The 23,619-nt window shown below is 33.9% G+C and carries 18 protein-coding genes, 2 tRNA genes and 1 pseudogene; 9 read left to right on the forward strand and 12 right to left on the reverse strand.

Annotated elements, in window-relative coordinates; translation table 11 throughout:
* The first annotated feature begins 118 nt into the window (after nt 1–118).
* The 4 genes from ONG75_RS02655 (at nt 119) to ONG75_RS02670 (ending at nt 6,067) form a co-directional block, all read left to right on the forward strand.
* On the forward strand, nt 119–1,093 hold the full coding sequence (locus ONG75_RS02655; RefSeq protein ID WP_264375709.1) for an ankyrin repeat domain-containing protein: 975 nt from the start codon (nt 119–121) through the stop codon (nt 1,091–1,093).
* Nucleotides 1,077–2,843: a pentapeptide repeat-containing protein gene (locus ONG75_RS02660; RefSeq protein ID WP_264375836.1), complete on the forward strand. Its 1,767-nt coding sequence runs from the start codon at nt 1,077–1,079 to the stop codon at nt 2,841–2,843. The genes ONG75_RS02655 and ONG75_RS02660 overlap by 17 nt, the downstream gene beginning before the upstream one ends.
* A gap of 35 nt (nt 2,844–2,878) precedes the next feature.
* A complete protein-coding gene (gene gmk, locus ONG75_RS02665) occupies nt 2,879–3,487 on the forward strand; it encodes a guanylate kinase (protein WP_010406904.1) in 609 nt (202 codons plus the stop codon).
* Between the two features lie 243 nt (nt 3,488–3,730).
* Nucleotides 3,731–6,067, forward strand: a complete 2,337-nt coding sequence (locus ONG75_RS02670; RefSeq protein WP_264375710.1) for an ankyrin repeat domain-containing protein — start codon at nt 3,731–3,733, stop codon at nt 6,065–6,067.
* Here the strand turns inward: ONG75_RS02670 and sdhA are convergent.
* Together sdhA and ONG75_RS02680 are read right to left on the reverse strand one after the other, a co-directional pair.
* Nucleotides 6,039–7,838: a succinate dehydrogenase flavoprotein subunit gene (gene sdhA / locus ONG75_RS02675; RefSeq protein WP_264375837.1), complete on the reverse strand. Its 1,800-nt coding sequence runs from the start codon at nt 7,836–7,838 to the stop codon at nt 6,039–6,041. The genes ONG75_RS02670 and sdhA overlap by 29 nt on opposite strands.
* A gap of 208 nt (nt 7,839–8,046) precedes the next feature.
* Nucleotides 8,047–8,457, reverse strand: coding sequence for a zinc-ribbon domain-containing protein (locus ONG75_RS02680; RefSeq protein ID WP_007302100.1), 411 nt, complete (start codon nt 8,455–8,457; stop codon nt 8,047–8,049).
* A gap of 38 nt (nt 8,458–8,495) precedes the next feature.
* Here ONG75_RS02680 and dapD point away from each other — a divergent pair, with 38 nt between their 5' ends.
* Nucleotides 8,496–9,338, forward strand: coding sequence for a 2,3,4,5-tetrahydropyridine-2,6-dicarboxylate N-succinyltransferase (gene dapD / locus ONG75_RS02685; RefSeq protein WP_264375711.1), 843 nt, complete (start codon nt 8,496–8,498; stop codon nt 9,336–9,338).
* Here dapD and ONG75_RS02690 read toward each other — a convergent pair whose 3' ends face one another.
* Both ONG75_RS02690 and ONG75_RS02695 read right to left on the reverse strand, forming a co-directional pair.
* Nucleotides 9,339–9,620 carry a DUF2610 domain-containing protein gene (locus ONG75_RS02690; RefSeq protein ID WP_007302102.1) on the reverse strand — a complete coding sequence of 94 codons (282 nt, stop codon included), beginning with the start codon at nt 9,618–9,620 and terminating at the stop codon, nt 9,339–9,341. It lies immediately after the preceding gene.
* Nucleotides 9,621–9,992 (reverse strand): hypothetical protein, encoded by a 372-nt coding sequence (locus tag ONG75_RS02695; protein ID WP_264375712.1) that lies wholly within the window; start codon nt 9,990–9,992, stop codon nt 9,621–9,623.
* A gap of 95 nt (nt 9,993–10,087) precedes the next feature.
* Here ONG75_RS02695 and ONG75_RS02700 point away from each other — a divergent pair, with 95 nt between their 5' ends.
* Nucleotides 10,088–11,116 carry a class I SAM-dependent methyltransferase gene (locus ONG75_RS02700; RefSeq protein ID WP_264375713.1) on the forward strand — a complete coding sequence of 343 codons (1,029 nt, stop codon included), beginning with the start codon at nt 10,088–10,090 and terminating at the stop codon, nt 11,114–11,116.
* A gap of 922 nt (nt 11,117–12,038) precedes the next feature.
* Here ONG75_RS02700 and ONG75_RS02705 read toward each other — a convergent pair.
* The 6 genes and pseudogenes from ONG75_RS02705 to ONG75_RS02730 form a co-directional block, all read right to left on the reverse strand.
* Entirely contained in the window at nt 12,039–13,379 is a 1,341-nt protein-coding gene (locus tag ONG75_RS02705; RefSeq protein WP_319606830.1) for an ankyrin repeat domain-containing protein, read from the reverse strand.
* A 110-nt stretch (nt 13,380–13,489) separates the two neighbouring features.
* Nucleotides 13,490–13,939, reverse strand: a pseudogene (locus tag ONG75_RS02710) (helix-turn-helix domain-containing protein); the annotation flags it as partial.
* Nucleotides 13,940–14,278: 339 nt separating this feature from the next.
* Nucleotides 14,279–14,869: a COQ9 family protein gene (locus tag ONG75_RS02715; RefSeq protein ID WP_264375715.1), complete on the reverse strand. Its 591-nt coding sequence runs from the start codon at nt 14,867–14,869 to the stop codon at nt 14,279–14,281.
* Between the two features lie 18 nt (nt 14,870–14,887).
* A complete protein-coding gene (gene murD, locus ONG75_RS02720) occupies nt 14,888–16,420 on the reverse strand; it encodes a UDP-N-acetylmuramoyl-L-alanine--D-glutamate ligase (protein ID WP_264375716.1) in 1,533 nt (510 codons plus the stop codon).
* 150 nt (nt 16,421–16,570) lie between these two features.
* Entirely contained in the window at nt 16,571–17,281 is a 711-nt protein-coding gene (locus ONG75_RS02725) for a triosephosphate isomerase (protein WP_264375717.1), read from the reverse strand.
* Nucleotides 17,282–17,305: 24 nt separating this feature from the next.
* Nucleotides 17,306–17,378: transfer RNA gene (locus tag ONG75_RS02730), tRNA-Thr, on the reverse strand.
* A gap of 77 nt (nt 17,379–17,455) precedes the next feature.
* On the opposite strand from ONG75_RS02730, the gene rsmA reads away from it, so the two are divergent.
* The 3 genes from rsmA (at nt 17,456) to tnpC (ending at nt 21,366) form a co-directional block, all read left to right on the forward strand.
* Nucleotides 17,456–18,250: a 16S rRNA (adenine(1518)-N(6)/adenine(1519)-N(6))-dimethyltransferase RsmA gene (rsmA, locus tag ONG75_RS02735; protein WP_264375718.1), complete on the forward strand. Its 795-nt coding sequence runs from the start codon at nt 17,456–17,458 to the stop codon at nt 18,248–18,250.
* Between the two features lie 123 nt (nt 18,251–18,373).
* Nucleotides 18,374–19,861 carry an IMP dehydrogenase gene (gene guaB, locus ONG75_RS02740; RefSeq protein ID WP_012481851.1) on the forward strand — a complete coding sequence of 496 codons (1,488 nt, stop codon included), beginning with the start codon at nt 18,374–18,376 and terminating at the stop codon, nt 19,859–19,861.
* A gap of 122 nt (nt 19,862–19,983) precedes the next feature.
* Complete coding sequence (gene tnpC, locus ONG75_RS02745; RefSeq protein WP_264375454.1) at nt 19,984–21,366, forward strand: IS66 family transposase; 1,383 nt, start codon at nt 19,984–19,986, stop codon at nt 21,364–21,366.
* Nucleotides 21,367–21,420: 54 nt separating this feature from the next.
* Here the strand turns inward: tnpC and ONG75_RS02750 are convergent.
* Nucleotides 21,421–21,492, reverse strand: a tRNA-Asn gene (locus ONG75_RS02750).
* 476 nt (nt 21,493–21,968) lie between these two features.
* On the reverse strand, nt 21,969–23,489 hold the full coding sequence (gene purH / locus ONG75_RS02755) for a bifunctional phosphoribosylaminoimidazolecarboxamide formyltransferase/IMP cyclohydrolase (RefSeq protein ID WP_264375719.1): 1,521 nt from the start codon (nt 23,487–23,489) through the stop codon (nt 21,969–21,971).
* Nucleotides 23,490–23,619 lie beyond the last annotated feature (130 nt).

The raw sequence follows: 23,619 nt of genomic DNA on the forward strand, positions 1-23,619 counted from the left end.
AAAAGAGAAAAATAAATTTTTACATAATCATACTTGTACAATAACTAAAGCACTTTTTACTGTAGATTAATCATTTGATTATAGTATCATTTTAATTAAGCCTATATTTGCAATGTTTATGAAATATAAAGCATTCTTCATACTATTAATTGTTATATCTAACCTGCTTGCTGCAGAACAGCCTGAAGAAAATAAAAATGAAAGCAGTATAAATCAAGAAGACGTATCGAAAAGCAACACTGATGCTGAAAAAACTTCTCCGCTTCTGAGCGAACTCAAAGAAATCACAGACCCAACAAATGTAATCAATAAAGAAGTACCTTCAAGTAATCAAACAAACCTACAGTCTGAAGAGGAGACTAATATAAAAGATACCAAAGCTCTAACAAGTCCTTTATCAGAAGAAAAAAAAGAAGAACCTGAAGAGAAGAAAATCAGTCACAATAATCAAACAAACCTACAGCCTGAAGAGGAGATTAGCAAAAAAGACACCGAACTTTCAACAAGCCAATTAACAGAGAAAAAGAAAGAAGAACAGCCTGACAATATAACACCTGTGAACAAAAAAAATGAAGAAAGCGAAAAATGGACAAAGCTAAACAAAGAAATAAAAAAACATAAAAGCAAGTCTATATATAAAAGACAATATGATAGCCTAAATGAGCACCTTCCTAAAACTATATTTACTGATGATTACAGTAAGCAATTTTTTTACTGCATCAAGAAGGGCAACTTAATTTGTCTAAGAGGAGTAATAAATAAGCTAGAAAAAATTGGATTAACAATTCAAGAAATACTAAGATTTAGAAATAAATTGGGTGATACTCCTCTAATTTATGCAGTGAAACAAGGTCAAATAGACACAGTTCGCTTTCTCTTATTACAAGGTGCTGATCCTAGAGTAGTTGATAATAATTTTAAGTCCCCTATTGAAATAGCAATCGAAAGGAATCAGATCAACATAATAAACGCAATTGCCGAAATGATGCCATACCTTTTAGAGGATAAAGAAATAAACAATCAAGAAAACTCAGAGATGTATAACTTTGCTATAAAAACAAAAGAAAACACGTGTGATGCAAAAGATAATTAGACTTTTGATATTAATTTTAGTTGGTCATTTATGCTATGGAGATGATGCAATCAATGATTTTTTAAGCGCTCTGCATGATGTAAAATACGTATCTTACAATACAAAAGATTTTGCTAAATTTTTAGTACAGTGTAATAAAGCCAGCATACCACAAGATTTTAAGAAAGGTTTTGGTCCTAATTTAAATGGTGCTAATTTTAGTCAATTGTATTTAAGCAAATCTATTTTTGATGGAGTAAGTTTAATTGGTGCCGATTTTTCTAACACCGATTTATCAGATGTGTCTTTTATCGATGTTGATTTACGTGGTGCCAATTTTTCCAATGCTAATTTACATGGCGTTAAAATAAAAGGCACAAATTTAAGTTTTTCAAAATTTGCTTCTACAAATTTAACAGATATCATATTTGATCAGTCTAATATCAGTTATGCTGATTTTATCAATTCTAATCTCAACAAAGTAAGTATGCGTAATATAATTGGTTTGCATACCAAGTTTTTGAATGTAAAAATGAATTTCTCCAATTTATCAAACTCAAGTGCAAGCTACATCAATTTTAGTGATAGTGAAATAAATGACACTGTTATGCAGAAAAATAATTTCGACAACGCAAGTTTCTTTGGAGTGGATGCACATAAGCTCAAGGTACAATTTTCTTCATTAAAAAATGCTAACATATATGGTGCAGAAATAAAAAAATCGGATTTTACAGGTAGCAATCTTTCAAACGCCTATTTTAATTCTTCCATTATAGTCAACAGTAATTTCGAAAAAGCCAATTTAAGCAATTCACAAATTTCCTATGTGAAAGGGGATAATTCAAACTTCATTAAATCTATACTAAATGGTTCCAAGATAAAACATGCATATGTTTTCGAAGCAGACCTTCAGGATGCTGACTTATCTAATATTGATTTTAGTTTTAGTGAATTGTATAAAGTTAACGCCTATGATGCTAACATTTGTCACGGAAAGTTTCATAATACTAAAGTTGTGAATTCTGACATGAATGGTTCGTTCTTTGACCATTCATTGTTTACCTCTGCAAAAATAGAAGATTCAGATCTTTCCACAACTTCAATGTATAAGACAAAAATTCAAGACTCTCAAATTTATAATAGTACTCTTTCCCACCATAATATGGATTCGAGTGAGATAGAAAATTCAATATTCTTCAAATTATTAGCTGATAATTCGAGCTGGTCTAAGTCAAAAGTCACTAATTCAAACTTTATTGAAAGTGATTTCAAATCCTCCGTGTTTTATGATAATGCCTTTAGAAAGACTAGTTTTTTTCTTAGCAATTTGAGTAATTCAACAGTGAGTGATGTCTCTTTCCTCTCTTCAAGCATATATAAAAGTTCAATTGCTGATATTCATTTAACAGATTGCAAATTTGATAATTCAATTTTGATTGACAATCAAGGACAGACAAAAATTACAAATCTAGAGAATGCCATAACTTCAATTAAAGATCTGCAAGAGAAAATATCGCAGGGCAAAAAATTTGATGTAAATTATTCTTACTTTGAGTTTAAGGATATGAATTTAGAAAATGCTAATTTTTCTAATTCAATATTAAGTAGAGCAAAGTTTGTAAACGTTAATTTGAATAAGGCAAATCTTGAAAAAGCCGATTTACGTTATACTGTCTTTGATAATTCCTCTCTTATTGATGCCAATTTATCAAATTCTAATTTAGAGGGCTCTAGTCTTTTAAACTTTGATTCAAAAAATACAAAGTCTTAAAAAAGCTCTATAATGTACTTGTTAAATAAAGAAAAATGACCGTAAAAAATGAGGGCATACTACTGATTCTATCCTCTCCTTCTGGAGCTGGAAAAACTACTATATCAGAAAAATTACTTGAGCAATCAACTGATTTAGTTATGTCTGTTTCTATGACTACACGCAAACCTCGTCCCGGTGAAGTAAACGGAAAAGACTATTTTTTCGTTACTGAAGAAAAGTTTCACGAACTATGTAAGGCTGGTCAAATGCTTGAATATGCCAAAGTTTTTGAGAATTTTTACGGTATACCAAAAGATTTTATAGAACAAAACCTGAGTAGTGGAATAAGTGTTTTACTGAATATAGATTGGCAAGGAGCATTTCATTTATTTGAAATCTTAAGAGAAAAAGTTGTAAGTGTTTTTATACTACCTCCCTCAATGGAAGAGCTTAGACTGCGTCTACAAAGGCGTAATAGTGATGATGAAATTGAAATAGAGCGTAGATTAGCCGAAGCGCAAAAAGAGATAAGTAAAAGTAATAAATATGATTACGTAATAATTAATGATGATCTTGATAAAAGCGTAGAAGAGATAAAATCAATACTAAGTAAAGGAATGCTTAAAAAATTAGAAGAAAAATCAAGTTTGAAAGATCTATAAAAACATTGGTTTGTCTCTTTCAGAGCACTCATGCTTCACAGTTTAGCCACATTTATTATTTTTTAAGATAAAATAGTTAAAATAGTAGACAAGTGCTAAAGTGGGGATTTGACTATGACAATAGATTTTCTAATAGAAACTAGTTTTCTGCCTTTTCACCTATATTTCGATAACATCTAGCTCAATTTAAAAGTTTAATACAATTCGTTAACGCCAAATAGCTTTTAATATTGAGGTTTTAATATGAGTATAGATCTAAGTGTATCAGTTACTAATGCAAACAAACTAGATAAACATATAAACAAAAATGAAAAACAAGATAAAAAAGACAAGCAATTGTATAATATTATAGAGAGAAAGGTAAAAAAAGAAAAACATCAGCATAAAAAACCAGGAAGTCGAGATGGAACACTCAAGGAATGTAAAAGGTTATTTAAGGAAGGCGCTAGTCCTGAAGTATTAACTAAATTAGAAGAATCGCTTAGAGAACAGGAAAAATATCACAGATATTATGTCCAATGTTTCCTTCCAGTGCTAGGTGAAGTAATAGAACGATCGAAAAGAATATCAAATGAAACAAAAAAACAAGTAATTTCTGAAGTCACTAAAAGTTGTTTTAGTAGGCACAGCGAACAAGACAGTGGCTACGGTAGCGATTTTGAAGATGAAATAAACGGAATATCAGATTCTGATAGCGATTTTGAAGATGGAATAAACGGAATATCGGATTCTGATAATGACGTTCAATTACTAAATGCAATCCAAAATGGAAACAACAGGAAATTTAGAAAATACCTAAAAGATTGCACAAATGTCAGTGGCATAACAGATGAAAAAGGAAATAATATTTTACACCTTATTGCATCGCTCAAAAAGAAACAAAAGCTTAAGTTTCTAGATACCTTGATAAAAATAGCTAACGAGAAAAATTTAGTACAACTTGTTGATAGTGAAAATCAAGAAGGAAAGACTCCTTTTCAGGTAGCACTAATTAACAAGATAACAAAAGGGAAACATGAGTCTAATACAGTTAGAAGTAGCGATAATACACTTAAGTTTCTTGCAAAATTGTTAAAGTATGGAGCCAAGCTAAGCTTACCTACAGAGGATTTAGAAAAATTATCTAAAAAGCAAAATGAATACTATCTTAAATTTTTAGAGAAATTGGCTGAGCGAAAACCAGAAATAAAAACAAAAGTTGAAGAAGTTATAGCCCATACCATAAATACTCCAGATAGTAATGATAATTATCAATTACATTTAGCAATTAAAAATAAAGATGAGAAATCCTTTAAGGAGTTATTGCAAAAAGGAGCAGATATTAGCCTGAAAGATACAGATGGTAATAATGCTTTACATCTAATAGTTTTAGAATTAAAGCAAAAACGAAAGTTTGAATTTTCAAATATAATATTAAATGTAAGTAAGGAGGAAGAAAAAGAGTATCTTAAAGCACAGTTTAAAAAAGCTATAAATGCTGAAAATACAGCAAAACAAACACCTCTTTATTATTTATTCCAGCATATAAAAGAAAAAAATGAGGATCGATCATGTACAGATAAAAAATTTGAAAAAACAAATAGATATAAAGCCTTAGAGTTATTTCTCCAAAATAGTGCAGACATTACTGCTCAAGACAAAGAGGGTAATAATGCTTTGCACTATATTGCTTCGCTAAAAGGAGAACAAAAGGTTGCATGCTTGGAGTTGATTTCCAGTTTAGTAAAAGAAAAAGAAATATCTGAAGATCAGTTAGGTAAGGCCATAAAGGCCATTAACGAAGAAGGAAGAACACCGCTACAAGTATCATTAACAAAAAAAGCAGAAAAAGGCAACCACCTTTCGCAAATGAAAACAATTTTTGATCTAGGGAAAAAGTACGACAATACAACAAAGTTTTGTGCAAAGCTGCTAGAAATAGGTGCTGATTCCCGTTCTCTGAAACTAAAAGATCGAGAATTTCATACTGAAAAATATTATTGCACTTTACGTAATTTAGAAAATTACTCAAAAACTCCACAAGAAGGAAAGGTAAAAGCTAAAGAACTAAGGAAAAAACTTGAAAAAAAATATAACGTTAGAACTTTTTCAAAAAAATGTCAGCATATTCTACACAAAACAGGAGATGGCCTAAAAGCTGCATGGAAATGCATTGATCCGGGCAGGAGAGCTAGTGTATTGTTAGCAATCACAGTAGCAACTACTATTATTACAATGGTAACACTTTCTTGCTTCCAAGGACAAATTGCAATTGGAGCAGCGTTACCCATCATAGCTATAACAGGAGTGGTGTGTCTGATATTCACTTTGGAACTTAGCGGCATTAGGAAGTCTGTTAAGGAATTAACCAACGATAAGCAAAGCCGTAAAGATGATCACCTAGCTGCAAAACAACCTGAAAATATTACTGAACAACAAAATTTAGCTAACAACTCAGCAGAGCAAGAAGTACAAAGATCGTCAAATCAATCGGAGCATACAGAAAGCCCAGCTACTCAAATGAGCTATGTATCAATACTACGTCAATTTATAAATAAACCAGATGGGTTAACTAATAAATTCTCTTTTCCGGGGCGATGAAATCAATCTCATCGCTCAGAGTTTTTTCAGCAACTTTTTTATAGTCAATTTCTACACTAACTTGGCTTTTCTCTTCTTTAAGCCATGCTATAGTATGCTTCATCCAGTTTTTATCATCACGTTCAGGGAAATCTTCACGAGCATGAGCACCCCTGCTTTCCTCGCGATTAGCTGCGCATTCCATGGTAATAACTGCTTGTGGAATCATATTGGCAAGCTCCAGCGCTTCAACCAAATCACTATTCCATATCATACTGCGATCTTCAACTGCAATGTTAGGCATCATTTTTGCTACTTCTTTTATAGCTTTTTTACCTTCCTCTAAAACTTCAGCAACACGGAATACCGATGCATATTTCTGCATAGTGTGCTGCATTTCACTTCGTATTTTTGCTACTTTGAACTCTCCAGAAGCAAATCGCATTTTATTAAATCTATCTACTATCAAGTCTGTGCAGTCTGAATGCAATTTTTTATGTGGTGTATCAGGTTTCAATTTTTCTTTTGCCCTAAGCGCGGCAGCTCTACCAAAAACCACAAGATCAAGAAGCGAGTTAGAGCCAAGTCGATTTGCACCATGTACAGAAACACATGCCGCTTCTCCAATTGCAAACAATCCATCCACTACTTCTTCCTTACCTTCCTTCAGTGTTATCACTTCTCCATGATAGTTGGTTGGAATACCGCCCATGTTGTAGTGAACAGTTGGAATAACAGGTATCGGATCTTTAGTAACATCAACTCCTGCAAAGGTCTTTGCTGTTTCACTAATACCTGGCAATCTGAGCTTTATTACTTCCGGATCAAGATGAGCTATATTCAAGTACATGTGATCTTTCTTTGGCCCAACTCCCCTTCCCTCTCTAATTTCAATTGTCATTGCTCGACTTACTACATCACGAGAAGCCAAATCTTTTGCCTTTGGCGCATAACGTTCCATAAACTTCTCACCCTGAGAATTAACGAGGTAACCACCTTCACCGCGGCATCCTTCCGTCATCAAGCACCCTGAGCCATATATTCCTGTTGGATGAAATTGCACAAATTCCATATCTTCAAGTGGCAACCCAGCTCTCACCACCATGCCATTACCATCACCTGTGCAGGTGTGTGCACTTGTTGCAGAAAAATAAACACGTCCATAACCACCTGTTGCTATTACCACAGAATGTGCACGAAATCTATGCAACGTACCATCACACAGCGACCAAGCTATCACCCCACAGCATGTCCCTTTGTCCATAATCAAATCGATTACAAAATATTCAACAAAAAATTCAGCGTTAAATTTAAGACATTGCTGATATAGAGTATGAAGAATTGCATGCCCAGTTTTATCTGCTGCTGCACAAGTACGCTGAGCCGATTTTCCTTTACCAAAGTGAGTTGTCATTCCACCAAAGGCACGCTGATATATTTTTCCATCTTCCGTACGAGAAAAGGGTACACCAAAATTTTCAAGTTCAATCACAGCTTTGGCAGCATTTTTACACATATACTCTATTGCATCTTGATCGCCAAGCCAGTCTGAACCTTTTATTGTATCATATGCATGCCAGCGCCAGTCATCTTCAGCAATATTACTCAAAGCTGCACTAATTCCTCCTTGCGCTGCAACTGTATGACTTCGTGTAGGGAAAATTTTAGAAATGCAGGCAACTGAAAAATTAGTTGCAGCCATTCCAAGTGTTGCTCTAAGCCCTGCTCCACCTGCACCTACTATCACCACATCATACTCATGCTCTATGATTTCATACGCTGACTTATCCATATCCACTTATTTTATCATCACAGGCTTATAATATCACAGAAGTAGAAAAAATCTATACAAGTTTTCTGGATGTAAGCTTCTGAAACAAATCTATAGTAAACGATGTAATAACAATCATAGGGCGTCATGAAAGTAGCTGAAATTGGAATGACACTATCATAAAGGAATAAGTGTAGTTATTTGCATAACATTGATGACTTATGCCTATTTAATTAGATCTAAAATTAGATAGAAAAAGGTAATCTTGATAAAACTCATTTACAACAAGTTCTCTCGCACTTGAATTTTCCGTTTGCACTTTTTTGTATCCTAATTTATGGCTTATTGAATCTTTATATGAACTAACTGCTTTATATATCTTACTTACCTCTCCTGGAAAGATACCACCAACAATTATAACGCATAACCCTGCAACTGTTGCAAAAGCTAGAGTTAAACTTTGCCTCCAGTTAGCTTTTTTTTCTTGTATACCAGCAGGGCACAATTCACTTGACATTTCTTTTAGATACTCATGCCACATGTGATTGCAGTTTGTACATTTCACTTTTCTTCCAGATTCACCTATTTGCCCACGAGATACTAAGTAAGTTTTAGTACAATTATGACATTGTATTTTCATAGTGCTTACGTATAAAATAATATAAATTTGATATCAATATGTATATAATAAATGAAAAATTTGCAACTAAAAAATTACAAGATGAGATAGAAAATATTTGGAAAGATAAAGAAAAACTTAACGACTATAATCTAAAACACGAAGCAAGATTAATAATCAAAGAGGTAATTGAGTTACTTGACAGTGGTAAAATTAGAGTAGCAGAAAAGCTATCAAGTGGAGAATGGATAGTACATAAGTGGATAAAGCAGTCAATATTATTACATTTCCTCACTGAGGAAAGCAAAATAATAGACAACACCAATTGCTGGTTTGACAAAATCGGTAGTAAGTTTAGTGAATGGAATGAAGAAAAATTTTACCATTCAAAAATTAGAGCAGTTCCTGGGTGTTTTGTCCGCCAATCTGCTTACATAGGTAAAAATGTTGTTCTAATGCCAAGCTTTATCAACGTTGGTGCATACATTGATTCTGGCACAATGATAGACACTTGGTCAACAGTTGGTAGTTGTGTACAAATAGGAAAAAACTGTCATATTTCCGGTGGAGTGGGAATAGGCGGAGTTCTCGAGCCTATTCAAGCTTCTCCAGTCATTATAGAGGATAATTGCTTTATTGGAGCGCGCAGTGAGGTAGCCGAAGGTGTTATAATAAGAGAAGGATCAGTCCTTAGTATGGGGGTGTTTATTGGAGCATCAACAAAAATCATTGATAGGGAAACGAACAAAGTATTTTACGGTGAAGTGCCACCTTATTCTGTAGTCGTGCCAGGATCTACTCGATCTAGAAATAATGTCTCAACCTATTGTGCAGTTATAGTAAAAAAAGTGGACGAGAAGACGAGATCAAAAACTTCTATAAATGAAATATTGAGAATCTAACTACTTACCGTCACTTTTTTTATCATTATTACTAACTATAGTAATGGCATATGCGCATAATTCTGGAAAAGAGATCCCGTTTTCTTGAGACAGTTTGTATAATTTTTGCAAACTTTCTTTAACTTTATTAGGAATGTTTCCTCCACGCTCCTTTGCAAGCCATGAATCTTGATGGTGAATTGGATGAGTATCACCCTTTGGATTTCCTATATATACTGCAAAAGGTGCATTCTGTCCTTTGAAATCACACTGTACAGTAAATTTTTTTATAGACTCAGCCATTTAAAGACCTCTACTTTTCTTTTTAACCGATTTTATAGAAGATACAAGAGGTGGTTTTTTGATAAAATCTTGCCTATTAAACACACTTTCTTTGCCTTCTAAAGCTCGACGAACATCGGCTCTGCTTAGCTGTGACTCTTTTGCTAACCTCATTCCATGCTTTACCATAATATTAGCATATGCTAACACTTTTTTTACTAACTCTAGGTCACCATTCAGCATTTTAACTAATGCTTGAAATACCTCCGCTAAAGTTAATTCATCAGCACCTACAACCTTATTTTCTACAAAATTGACAACTTCTTCAAATTTATATTCAACACCATCATCTTGAGGTATAAGGGTAACATAATCCGTATCTTGACTATTCATAACCAAAGCACTATCGCCTTTAAACTTATATTATATATATAAATACTCCACTATTTTATAGTATGGCACGCTATAGTTAAACATTTATTAATAATATGCTTACTTATATACACGAATTAATTGATAAAAGCCAAGGATCAATATCCATCAGTAATTTTATGAATGCTGCTCTATATCATAAAGAGTACGGCTATTACATGAATAAATTACCACTTGGCAAAGATGGTGACTTCATTACTGCACCTGAAATTAGTCAGCTATTTGGTGAAACAATTGCAGTGTGGATAATGAATACATGGGAAAAATTAGGAAAGCCATCAAAATTTTCTCTAGTTGAACTTGGGCCAGGTAAAGGAACACTCATTCATGATGTAATAAGAGTCACCAAAAAATATAGCTGTTTTTTTAGCTCAATGGACATTCATCTAGTTGAGATAAGCCCTATTTTACAGAAAATACAAAAGGAAAAATTAAAGGGATTAGATATTAATTGGCACACAGATGTCGACAACTTACCAAATCAGCCAACTATTTTTTTTGCAAATGAGTTATTTGACGCCCTTCCAATTGACCAATTTATTTATCGTGATGAGCAGTGGTATGAAAATAGAGTAATAAAACAAGATGATGGCAGTCTTTCATTGTCACTCCAGTGCTTAACCAGACCAAAAACTGGATTCCAGACTGGAATGACAGGGGGTTTCAATGGTGCAGTAGTGGAAGTATGCCTAGCCGGAATCGAAATATTAAAGAAACTTGAGAATAAGATAGTCAATAACGGAGGAGCTGCCCTGATTATAGATTATGGTTATGTATATCCTGAATATAAGAGCACTTTGCAATCGATAAGGCAGCATAAATATACTAATTTTCTTGAAAACGTCGGTAATAGTGACATCACTGCACTTGTGAACTTTCAATCATTAAAAGATTCATTAAAATACTTACATTGTGAGATTTTAACTCAAAGAGAATTTTTATATTTGTTTGGTATAAAGGAAAGAGCGCAAGCTTTAATGGAAAATGCAAGTAATGAACAGAAGAATAAGATCTTCAGTGAATTTTTAAGGTTAACTGAAAATATGGGTACTCTCTTTAAGGTAATGCTGATTCACCATTTGTAGTCTTGTGTAGTTCTTATGTTAAACATACAAATACTAAAAAATTTACAGAATAAAAAAGGTAAAAGAAACGTATCTGTTCAGCAGAGTAGCAAAATAAGATAGACAGATAAGACTATCATAGGAACAAATAGGTGTCATGCAAGTAGCTGACACTGGCATGACAACAAAAAAGTTACTCAAATGACACCCTTTTGATGCACAATTTTTGGTGCATCACGTACTGATTTTCATCCAAGACGATGTCATGCAAGTAGCTGACACTGGCATCCAGCCTTTTCGCGCAAAAAACGTTGTAAAGTGTTTACCAACTTAGTTGGATCCCAGCTGGAATGACACTTGGTTATGCAAGAAATCTATTGTCAAAAAAAATTACTTCCGCATATTTTGAATCTGATTATAATGACAATTAGAGATATTTTAAGAGCTCAAAATCTATCTTTGTCTGCAGACTTTCAGTTAACTTTTCAATAAAAAACGTAGCGTATCTTTTTCAGCGGTCTGTCATATGTGCGCTGCATTTTTTTCTAATCTTTTTATACAGGAGGATTTTATGTCCAGAATTCCAGATACTTGACCTTTACTTTAGCTAATAACAGGCGCCTGTGATTTTTATAAAGAAAGTGTAGGAAAAACTGTTTCCAGGCATAAATTTGCCATGTATACCTAAAAAGTAATTATATTAGCATAATATTCATACTTATATGCCAATATTAATATTCTTTGAATGGAATACGAAATTAATATTGAAAAAATATGTACCAAAAAATTTATGTGGGATCTATGCCGAAGCTCAAATTGCATGACACCATTTATTTTTATGGTTTTGTCTATTTTATTTTGCCACTCTGCTAAACGGATACATTTAATTCCATTTTTATCGAGCAGATAATTGTCATATATTAGCTTAGTTCTCCTGTTATACTTAAATATAAATCAGCATAGCCCTAATTTTTTTATATATTTTACTTCTTTCTCTATATTTAATAATAGGCTTGAAAATAAATGGTAAACCTATAATTGTTAAGCTTAGAGCTAGGATTGAAAGTACACAAAAGGCTTTGTGTTTACTATGTAGCTCTTTCAAGTAAAGCATCAAAAACCTACAAAATTTTTTGTAATTTTCTTCAATATTTTTTTTGCTATGAGCCTTGTCAATAAACATATCTATTGCAGTATAATCATTACTACAATTAATTGCCCCTTTTTCCATTAATAGCTGAGCTATATCAAAATAATCCTTTTGAATAGTAAGATGCAGAGGTGTAAAACCTTGTTGATCACAAATATTCATATTGGCTTTTACTGCTAACAACATTCTTACAATTTCTACATGGCCTTTTTTAGCTGCAAGTAGCAGAGGAGTTCTGTTGCATCTAGTGACGGCATTAACGTTTACCTTAAGCTCCAATAAGAACTTAACTGCTTTAGTATCACCATTATAGCTAGCTTTATGTAACCTGGTGTTACCGCTACAATCTTGGTCATCTGCTTCTATTCCCTTTGAAACAAGAAATGTTACCATTTGCCTATTATTATGCTTAATAGCGCAATCCAGTGCATCAAAACCATGTTTATTTTTTGTGCAAATAAACTCTTTTAACTTAGCTTTTGCTTGCTTTACAATAAGCTTTACCAGTTGCATTTTGTTGTTATATGCTGCTAGAAAAAGCGTAGTATTATTTTCTGCATCTTTTGCTTCTATGTTTGCACCTTTCTTTATCAGATATTCTATAATCTCTGCTCTACTTTCATAATGTGTAGTACATTGATAAATGGTCAAAAATAAAGGAGTACGAAAGTTATTATCTTCACATTCAAGATTTGCTCCGCTATCAATTAAAATCTGGACGCTCTTTTTAGAACCGTATAATGAAGCTATGTGAAGAGGAGTATAGCCTTCCTCAGCATCTTTTTCATTAACTTTTGCGCCTTTTGTTATTAAAAAATCCATTAATTCTGTGTCATCTTGTAGTGTAGCAAGGTGAAGTGGAGTAAATCCATTTTTATCTCTAGAATTAATTGTCAGTTGATTAACAAGAAGTTTAGCAATTTTTTTGTGTCCATGCATAATAGCATAATGCAGTGGATTTCTATTTTCATTGTCCACAACATTAAAGTCAGCTTCGTGCTCTAATAATGATTTTACTCCAACTAAATCGCCTTCTTTTGTAAACTTATGCAAGAGAGTGACTCCGCTTACATCTTTTGAGTTAATATCAAATCCACTTTCTACCAATTGATGTATGTCTTCCTCACACGCCATACCATTTTAATTAAACCCTTTTCGCATTCACAATACTCCCACTTAATTAAGTTTGAATGAATCTGTAAGAGATATATCACAATTTATTGAAGTTACTAAATTCCGATATATTAAAGTCCACAATTTCCTGAATAAAGCCCTGACGATATTTTGCACACATCCATCTGCACACGCTCTCCAGGTACTTTACAGTTATAACGCTTGACCTGTTTGCGATAATGACGTTTAACATGCAGAAGACTTACATCATGTTTTTTGAAAATTTTGTGTATAGTAGCCAATGACAAGGATAAATCATATAGACGTCTTAACTCGGTTTGAATACGCCTTGCCCCTAGCTTTCTAGTTTGTCTTAGATGAAGAATAAGCTGCTCATCTGATTCATTGATCTTTTGCAAAGGTGAAGTTTTAGGCTTACTACTGAGATCTACTAATCCTTTTTCACCTAACTCTTCATAACGTTTGTACCATTTACGTAAGGTAAAACGTGAAATACCATAATGCTGACATACCTTTCCTGCATGACCCAACTCTTTGTATAGTTTTATCCAACTCAGACGTAGTTTAACCCTAGATTAACTAATTTATCCTTTGCAATTGTAATAAGGTCTATAAACTACTGCAAATCCAAATTTCTATTTGATCTTACATTCTTATTGTAATAACCTCTATGGATCACACAGCATTAGTCATGTATCTGAACAGATACTTTTGTACATGGATCAGCTTTATGTGTATCAATTCTGTCTACTTCAAGTTTCCAGCAAAACTACTTTCTAATGTATTGCTTTCAATCAAGTTCTTTGTTAAGCTCACTGTTAGTGGATGTTCAATTATCTTAACATAAAAATTAAGGCAGCTTTAGGTATAAATACGAGTAACTCGTATAAGTAAAGAGGCTATAAGAAGTTTCTTACCATTCTATTCAAACGGGTTTTAAACTTTTGAAATGTCATGACATTGTTGATACGTTTGTCAAGAAACGACAGGGTATCTGCAAAATCTTCTGAATAATCATTGATAAAAAAAAGTATCGTACTTAAGTACACTCCAGCTAATATTGCTCTTTTTGTATAGTAGTTAAAATCTGTTGATTGATCATGAATGCCATACCAAATCGCGCTAACAGTTCTGTACAAGAGTTTACTAGAAAAATATGTATTTTGGGGTAATATAGAGAATGATAAAACATTTTTTAAAAACTCTCTGTAATTTTGTAACTTAGCATAGTTTGAAAGGCGTATTTGGACAGCTAACTTTATCCGCTTTCTTACCTTCATATCTTCTAAATTGGAATTCCAAAGTTCAGTTTCCATTGAGCTATTTAAGTCCTCTGCTATGTACTCCAAAGCACTATATATTCCATTTTGAAATTTACAAAAACTATTGGCTAGGTTAAGGTTCGTGCACACTTTCAATAAGGTTGCATCACTTATTCCTTCAAATGGAATAACCTTAACCAGCTCATCTACTATTAACTTTTGTTCCATACAATACTATACTAAACATCACATATAATTGTACCTGAGATTTTCAAACATTCTGCAAAATGCTTCACCGCGCTCTTCAAAATTTTTCCACTGATCAAAAGAAGAACATGCAGGAGAAAGTAATATCGCTACTTCTTCTTTGCTATTTATGGCCTCTTCAAAAGCCAGTTTAAATGCGTTTTCTAGATTATAGCACTTCATATAATCTATTTTGTTCTCCATAATGTTTGCAAAAACTTCAGTTGATTCTCCAATAAGAAAAGCTTTTCTAATCTTGGTGAAATGCTTGATTAATGATTCTATTCCGCCTTTTTTGCTTTTTCCGCCAACAATCCAATATATGTTTTTATAAGATAAAATTGCCTTTTCGGTCGATTCTGAATTGGTTGCTTTGCTATCGTTGATAAAAAGTACATTATGTATTTTGCCAAGAAATTCATTTCTGTGTCTTAGCCCTGGAAAGGATTTGATTTCATTGACAATAGTGCTGCTATCTACTCCAAGTAACTTGCACACAGCGTGTGCAGCTACTATATTTTCTACATTGGATACTAGGTTTACTTTCATATCACTCATTGATAAGTTGTGATTCTCTAGTTTTAGCGAGATATCCTGGATCTCAGCACTCCTTTTGTCATCCAAGTAGCTGACACTGGGATCCAGATAATTTCGATCTATACCAGTAATCTGTTCACTATAATCAAGCAAATTGTTATCTGCCAATGATATTAGATCTCTTGCACTACCCTCTGTCATCTGAGTAGTTGGCAATGGTTTTTCTTTTCTGGTCACGCGCTGGAATGACACCAGGGAATATGTTACTGAAATTGGAATTTTGTTCCCAGTGAATTTATTGAATACATCAGCGGTAATTTTGTTATCACATCCTATCACGGCAATCTTGCTACCGTTTATCAATTTTAGTTTAGTTGCTATATAGTTATTCATACTTCCATGTCTATCTATGTGGTCTGGTGTGATGTTGAGCAATACAGAAATATCCACATTAATTTCATTCATTAGCTCCAATTGAAAAGAGGAGAATTCAATTACATAAATTTCTGCATCTCTTTCTAAATCCAAAATAGGCATACCTAAATTCCCACCGATAGCTACTTTTTTCCCTGTGGATTTTAATATGTGCCCTATTAGTGACGTGGTGGTTGATTTGCCATTTGTTCCGGTGATGCCTACAACCTTCTGGCTTGTAGTTTTAGTTTCAAGAAATAGCTCAATGTCTGATTTTATTTTGCAGTCAAAGCTTCTTGCAAGTTTTACTACCCAATGCGTTGGTATTGGCACTCCAGGGCTCAAAATTAGTGTGCTTATCTCATGCCAATTATACTCATTGGGATGAGTAAAGTTACACTCTTTATATATCTTTTTTGCATTTGCTATTTGCTCTTTATTATCATCCCATGCATATATTTTTGCACTGCTTTTTGTTAGAGCATTAATAACGGACAAACCAGTTTTACCAAGGCCGAAAACCGCAACACTTTGATTTTTGTATTTGTTTAGTTGCACTTCTAGATAACTTATGCGAACCATTTTATAAAGATATAATACAAATTATAATGACTTCTTCCATAGTTTTTGGCAGTGCTTAACTTTATTGTCACAACCTTAGCCAATAGAAAACTCCTTGACACATTTTGCCAACTCCCTTACCATTACAATAAGAGTATTTATCCTTTAGAATTAATTAAGAGAAAGTTTTTTCTCGACTTGTTGTATAATTTGATAAAAGTGATCAAAATCTAAGCTTGCACTACCAATTAAAACTCCCAATAGATTTGGAATACTGAGCAAGTTTCCTATATTTTCTGAGCTGACTGAGCCACCATATATAATGTGTTTTTTACCAGTACACAATTTTATTATCTCTATCACCTCAGCAATTGCGTCATTATTTGGCACATTTCCTGTTCCTATTGCCCATATCGGTTCGTATGCTATGGTATATTCACCATGTGTTGGCAAACGGTTTTTGCATTGATATTCTATTACTTCTTTTGTTTTTTTATTTTTATAATCTTCTGAGTTTTCACCTACACAGATGATTGGGTGTAAGCCTGATTCTATTGCTGTTTTCGATTTAAGTTTTATTTCACTATCTTTTTCATGAGCCCTTTCAGAATGTCCAAGTATTACGTAACTACATCCTAGTTCCTTCAACATTCCTGCACTAATTTCACCTGTGTAAGAACCGAACTCTTTATGATGGCAATTCTGTCCTCCTATTTTAATATTATTGTTCAACTCTATACTGCTTGGAAATGATGTAAAAGGAGGGCAAATTACTAATTTAGAGGTAATTTCGTTGCTCTTGTTGTTAAGTTTGCCTATAAAGTCAACAAATGAAGAACGTGTTCCATTCATTTTCCAATTTGCTACTATTAAAAAAGACATCAATTTTTCTTATATGAATGAGAGTGCCGGCTGTCGGACTTGAACTGACAACCTACTGATTACAAGTCAGTTGCTCTACCAATTGAGCTAAGCCGGCATTAAATACACTGACAATATACAATTATTGATGAATTTTCGTCAACTAATTTTTAAAATACTGCATAATAAGATTATATGAGAAAATTTTTACTGAAGCCAAAAAAGAGTCTAGGGCAAAATTTTATTTTATCGAATGAGATAACAAAAAGAATAGTTGCCTTAGCTGGTAGCCTGAAAGATTTTAATGTTATTGAAATTGGTCCTGGGTATGGTGCGTTAACAAGAGAAATATTGGCGTATAATCCAAAGTTTCTACTTTCTATAGAAAAAGATAGTAGTTTAGTGAAACATCACGAACAATTGCTAAATGAGCATCAGGGAAAATATAGAATTATAGAAGCAGATGCACTTAATGTTGTAGAAAAAGAGCTGGTAGAATGTCCAGTCAAAGTCATTGCTAACTTGCCTTACAATATCTCAGTAGCGTTATTTTTAAAGTGGTTAAATAATATAAAATTTTTTACGAATTTGACGTTAATGTTCCAAAAGGAGGTAGCAGAGCGTATTACAGCAGAACCTAATTCTAAAGATTATAGTTCCCTATCAGTGCTAAGCCAGTTACTATGCGACATAAAAAAGGAATTTGATATTGAACCTAAGGAATTTTTTCCAAGACCAAAAGTATATTCTTCAGTAATTACAGTAAAACCTTTACCCACTCCAAGATTTGCAGTAAATTTAGAAACCTTAACAAAGCTAACACGTGCTGTGTTCGCTCAAAGAAGAAAGATGCTGAGAAATAGCTTGCAAAGTATAACTAGTGATGTCTCAACTACTCTTGAGAATGCTAAACTGAGTGGAGACGAACGTCCAGAAAGCTTAACTATTGAGCAGTTCTGTTTGCTAGCAAATAATATAATTATGCGATAAATATATTAGGAGCTACATACCTCTTCTATCCTATTTTGATCTAAAAATAGCTGGAGCCAGGCTAATTTTGCAAAAGCTCTATTGCAATTTCATTAATTGGCGTATAAGCTTTAAATAAAGCATATGAAAAAAATGGAAGCTTGTTATTCGTTTGACGATGTACTTCTCTTACCGGCCTATTCTGATGTATTGCCTCGTGATGCAGACACAAGAACTTATCTAACAAATAATATAGAACTAAATATCCCTCTCATATCCTCTGCAATGGACACTGTCACTGAATCAGGCTTTGCAATAGCTATTGCCCAACATGGTGGAATAGGTTGCATACATAAGAATTTATCAATAGATGAACAAGTGTTAGAAGTAAGAAGGGTGAAAAAATATGAAAGCTGGATCGTGTATAACCCAATTACAATTTCCCCAGATAAAACGGTTGCAGAAGCAGTTTCATTAATGAGAGAGTATAATTATTCCGGCATTCCTGTAGTTGATCAACGCAAGTTAGTGGGAATTTTAACTAATCGAGATGTGAGGTTTATTGAAGACCAGAACATGAATATAAAAGTTTCCGAGGTAATGACAAAAGATAAGTTAGTAACAGTTCGAGAGCAGGCAGTAAACAGCGCCTCAGCAATGAAATTGTTGCATGCAAATAGAATAGAGAAGCTTTTGGTTGTTGATGAAAATTCTTGTTGCATAGGTCTAATCACAGTTAAAGACATCGAAAAATACAATAGATATCCAAATTCATGTAAAGACAGTAAAGGTCGACTCAGAGTTGCCGCTGCAATTGGTACTGGTAAAAAAGACGGTATAGAAAGATGTGAAGCTTTGGTCGAAGAAGAAGTTGATGTGGTTATTGTAGATACCGCTCACGGTCATTCCGAGAACGTTATCAGCACTATTAAGGAAATAAAAAAGATGTATCCGAATACGCAATTAATCGGCGGAAATATTACAACAAAGGAGGCTGCTGAAGCGTTGATTGATGCTGGTGTTGATGCAGTGAAAGTTGGAATAGGGCCAGGATCAATTTGTACTACCAGAATAGTTACAGGCGTTGGTATGCCACAATTCTCTGCGATCAAGAATATTGCAGAGGTTTGTAAAACAAAAAACGTCAGACTAATTGCTGATGGTGGAATAAAATATTCGGGAGATGTTGCAAAAGCTATTGCAGCTGGTGCTGATACTGTGATGATAGGTTCAATCTTTGCTGGTACTGAGGAAAGCCCAGGTGAGATTATCATGTATAAGGGTAGAGCATATAAGGAATATCGAGGAATGGGATCTATTAGTGCAATGAAACGAGGGTCAGCTAGCCGTTATTTTCAAGATTCAAAACTTGATTTAGTCCCACAAGGAGTAGAAGCAAGAGTTCCTTTTAAAGGTCCAGCTTCAGGAGTGATCTGTCAGTTAATTGGTGGGTTGCAAGCTGCAATGGGTTACACTGGCAACCGTAATATAGAAGAGATGAAAAAAAACTGCAAATTTGTCACTATTACTTCATCAGGGTTAAGAGAAAGTCATGCTCATGATATAATCATTACACAGGAAGCTCCAAATTACGCTTACCAAGCATCTAATTTATCATCTGATTCAGAGTAAATACAATCCCCTTTTGAGTGGGTCATTTCAACACTGGTACACAAGTATCCGTTCAGCGGAGTGGCAGAATAAGGTAGACAAGGTGATCTAAAAAGATAATCATAGAGCAAAAGTGAGGTAATGTGGTAAACCTTTTAGAGCTTTGCAAAAATTTACAGCAAAAAATAGAAAAGTTAGAAGCAAAAATAGAAAAGCTGGAAAGGGAGAATGAAAGTTTAAAAGCAGAGAACAAGGCTTTAAAGATAGAGAACGCTGAATTAAAGGAAAGGCTTGGTTTAAACTCGAAAAATTCATCTCTACCAAGCTCTAGAGAGTTGTACAAAATAAAAAAGGACAAGCCAAAGAGCGACAGAAACGTTGGTGGTCAGGTTGGTCATAAAGGAAGTTTTCGCGCCAAAATGGATGCAGATGAGGTGATAAAAGTAAAGTTGTCATCTACTTGTGAATGCGGAGGAGGGATTGCAATATGCAATGGACCGTACATTCATCAAAAAGTTGATCTTCCGGAAATTAGGCCTTATGTAGTGGAATATCAGATGGAGCATGGTCGTTGCCGGAGATGCGGAAAAAGAAGAAGCAGTAAGTTACCAGAAGGTGTTACGTCAGATACATTTGGTCCAAGGGTTAAGTCAATAATTGCAGCGTTCAGCGGATTCTACAAAAATTCAAAACGCGAAATAGCGAGTGTCGTAAATGATATCTTCAATTTGAACATAAGCGTCGTTAGCATATCAAATAGTGAACATAGAGTTGCTTCAAAATGCAAAAAAATGTATGAGCAGATCGAACAAGAGATAAGTAGGAGTAAAGTTCTACATATTGATGAAACGAGCCATTATAACAAAGGTAAACTCGCTTGGTGTTGGATGTTTGCAAGCAATACGGCAAGTTTTGTGAAGTTGACAGAGTCAAGAGGAATGAAAGTTTTAAAAAATAACGCATGCTGCAATCATAATAGCTTAGTGGTAACCGACAGGTACGCAGTATACAATTACTTTGCTGATGAAAAAAGGCAAATCTGCTGGGCACACTTAGCAAGGGATTTTGAAAGATTAGCGCATAGTTGGAATATTGAAGTCAAAGTTCTTGGCTGTTACTTAAGAAATGTAGCTACTGAATTATTTGCACTAAAAAAGGCTTTGCTAAAAAATGAGATAGATGTTTTTAGATTTGCCAGACGTGCCAGAAAGTTGCGAAAACGTACAAGGTATTACTTGAAGGAAATATCCTACTTACCTGAAGCAATTGGAGCCTCTCGAGTTGCGAAAAATATTTTGAAATCTGAAAGAATGATGTGGAATTTTTTAGATGACCCAAAAAACATTCCGCTGACAAACAACCATGCTGAACAGCAGATACGGCATTATGTCGTTTACCGCAAAAATTCGTATTTTACACAATCAAAGCGGGGAAATGCATTCCTTGAACGGATAATTTCGTTATACTTAACATGGAAACAAAGGGGTCTCAATCCTTTCCAAAACCTCTTATCTATTGTTTCTTAAACCACTCTCCTGAACGGATACAAAAGTGAAATGTACAGATTGTATAAAATAGTGCTCCCCGGGCCGGATTCGAACCAGCGACCAATTGGTTAACAGCCAACTGCTCTACCACTGAGCTACCGAGGAATAAACTGCTTTCAACTTATCACATTGAACGCCGATTGTAAACGATTTTTATGTAGACTTTAGACCTAGATATCATTCCAGTGCATGGAGCTGTAATTCAGTTTTTCTTACCAACAAAAACTTAGAATAACTTTTGTTCTTAAAAAATTTCTAGATTCCAGACTCATGTTTCAATGTTAAACAAGGTACAATAGAATTGAGTAGGGTAATTTCTAGGGAATTATTATATTCTAGAAAAAGTAAAATGTCATCCAGATAGACTAATGTACAAGGTAAGCTGAATGTCTATAAGGAAAAACAGCAAGGCATTTTAGGATTTGCTATAAATCGCATCAGGAGCTCAAGAGTACAGCTTACAATTACAGATAGGTATAGTTGAGTTTAAAGTAACTACATAAATTTACTACAATTTTCATACCTATAAGCTGCTATGCAACAAAGCCCTGTGTGGGTATAATTTTGACAGGATACAAAGCTTAATGGAGAAAGTTACGAACATCAGTGAAAAACATGGCAATTTTATTCTCATTTGCAGCTGCTATCACGTCTTGATCTTTCAATGAGCCACCTGGCTGAATTATAGCTGTAATTCCATGCTTTGCACTTTCTACTATACTATCTGGAAATGGAAAAAATGCATCCGAAGCAAGCGCTGCGCCTTTACATTTTTCACCTGCTTTTTTTACTGCAATATTCACACTATCTATTCTGCTTGTTTGTCCTGCACCGATGCCAATAGCACAACTGTCTTTTGCTATCACTATTGCATTGGATTTTACATGTTTACATATTTTCCAAGCAAAAATAAGATCTTCTTTCTCTTTTTTTGTTGTAGTGCATTCTGTCACTCGGTTTATTTCTTCTACTTTTACTGTATGGTTATTATTTTCTTGCACTAAGAACCCGCCAACAACATTTTTGATTTGATATTTTGCATTTTGCTGAAGAGATTGATGAATAATCACTCTTAAATTTTTCTTTTTTTGTAAAATTTTTAGTGCCTCATTGTTTACCGATGGTGCTATCACCACTTCCAAAAATATCTCGTTTAATTTCTCTGCTAGCTTTAAATCTATCTCCCGATTGAAAGCAACTATTCCACCAAAACTGCTTATTTCATCACATGATAGAGCTTTTTCATATGCTTTTAAAGCACTATCACTAACAGCAGCGCCACATGGATTATTGTGCTTTATTATCACTGCTGCAGGTTCTTGAAACTCAGAAATTATGTTAAGTGCAGACTCTATGTCGACTATATTATTATAGCTCAACTCTTTTCCATGTATTTTCTCCAGTGGATACTTGCTAAATTGATTGCTATAAAATGCAGCTTTTTGATGAGGATTTTCACCATACCTGAGTCCTTGTGCTTTACATCCATATAAAGTAAAAAACTCTGGTAACTCATTGCTTTTACCCTGTGATAAAAACCAATTGTAAATATTAGAATCATACTGTGCAGTCAGAGCAAATGCTTTAGTTGCTAGATGTTTTCTATATTCTAATGTTGTCTGATTGTTATTTTTGATCATCTCAGCTTTCAGTGTTTCGTAATCTTGAATGCTAGAAATCACTGAAGTGAAATGAAAGTTTTTTGCTGTAGCTCTAATTAATGCTACTCCACCTATATCTATTTGTTCTATGATTTGCTTCTCACTTGAGTTGCTATTAACCGTTTTCCAAAATGGATATAAGTTAGTTATAAGCAGATCTATCGGCTTAATTTCTAGATTCTGCATTTCCTTTTCGTGCCTTTTTCGATCACAGAGTATTCCTCCATGAATTTTAGGATGTAAAGTTTTCACTCTGCCATCTAGTATTTCTGGAAATTGTGTGTAATCTGAAACTTCTTGCGTTTTTATTCCCGCACCTGATAGCACTTTATAAGTATTCCCTGTTGAGAGAATTTCTATTTGTTGCTGCATCAAAAACGATGCAAGTTCAATTATATTTGTCTTATCGTATACTGATATTAAAGCTCTTTTAATTTTCATATGGAAGGTTTCTTAAGATTATATCTAAGAAAAGAAAATTTGTCTATATATAGCTACTACGTCATACCACTGCGGTATCTCGTTGTAGATTCCGCTAACAAGCACATAGCTGTACGAACATTGTGATACA

The sequence above is a fragment of the Wolbachia endosymbiont (group B) of Sphaerophoria taeniata genome, from assembly GCF_947179355.1.
Taxonomy (GTDB): Bacteria; Pseudomonadota; Alphaproteobacteria; order Rickettsiales; family Anaplasmataceae; genus Wolbachia.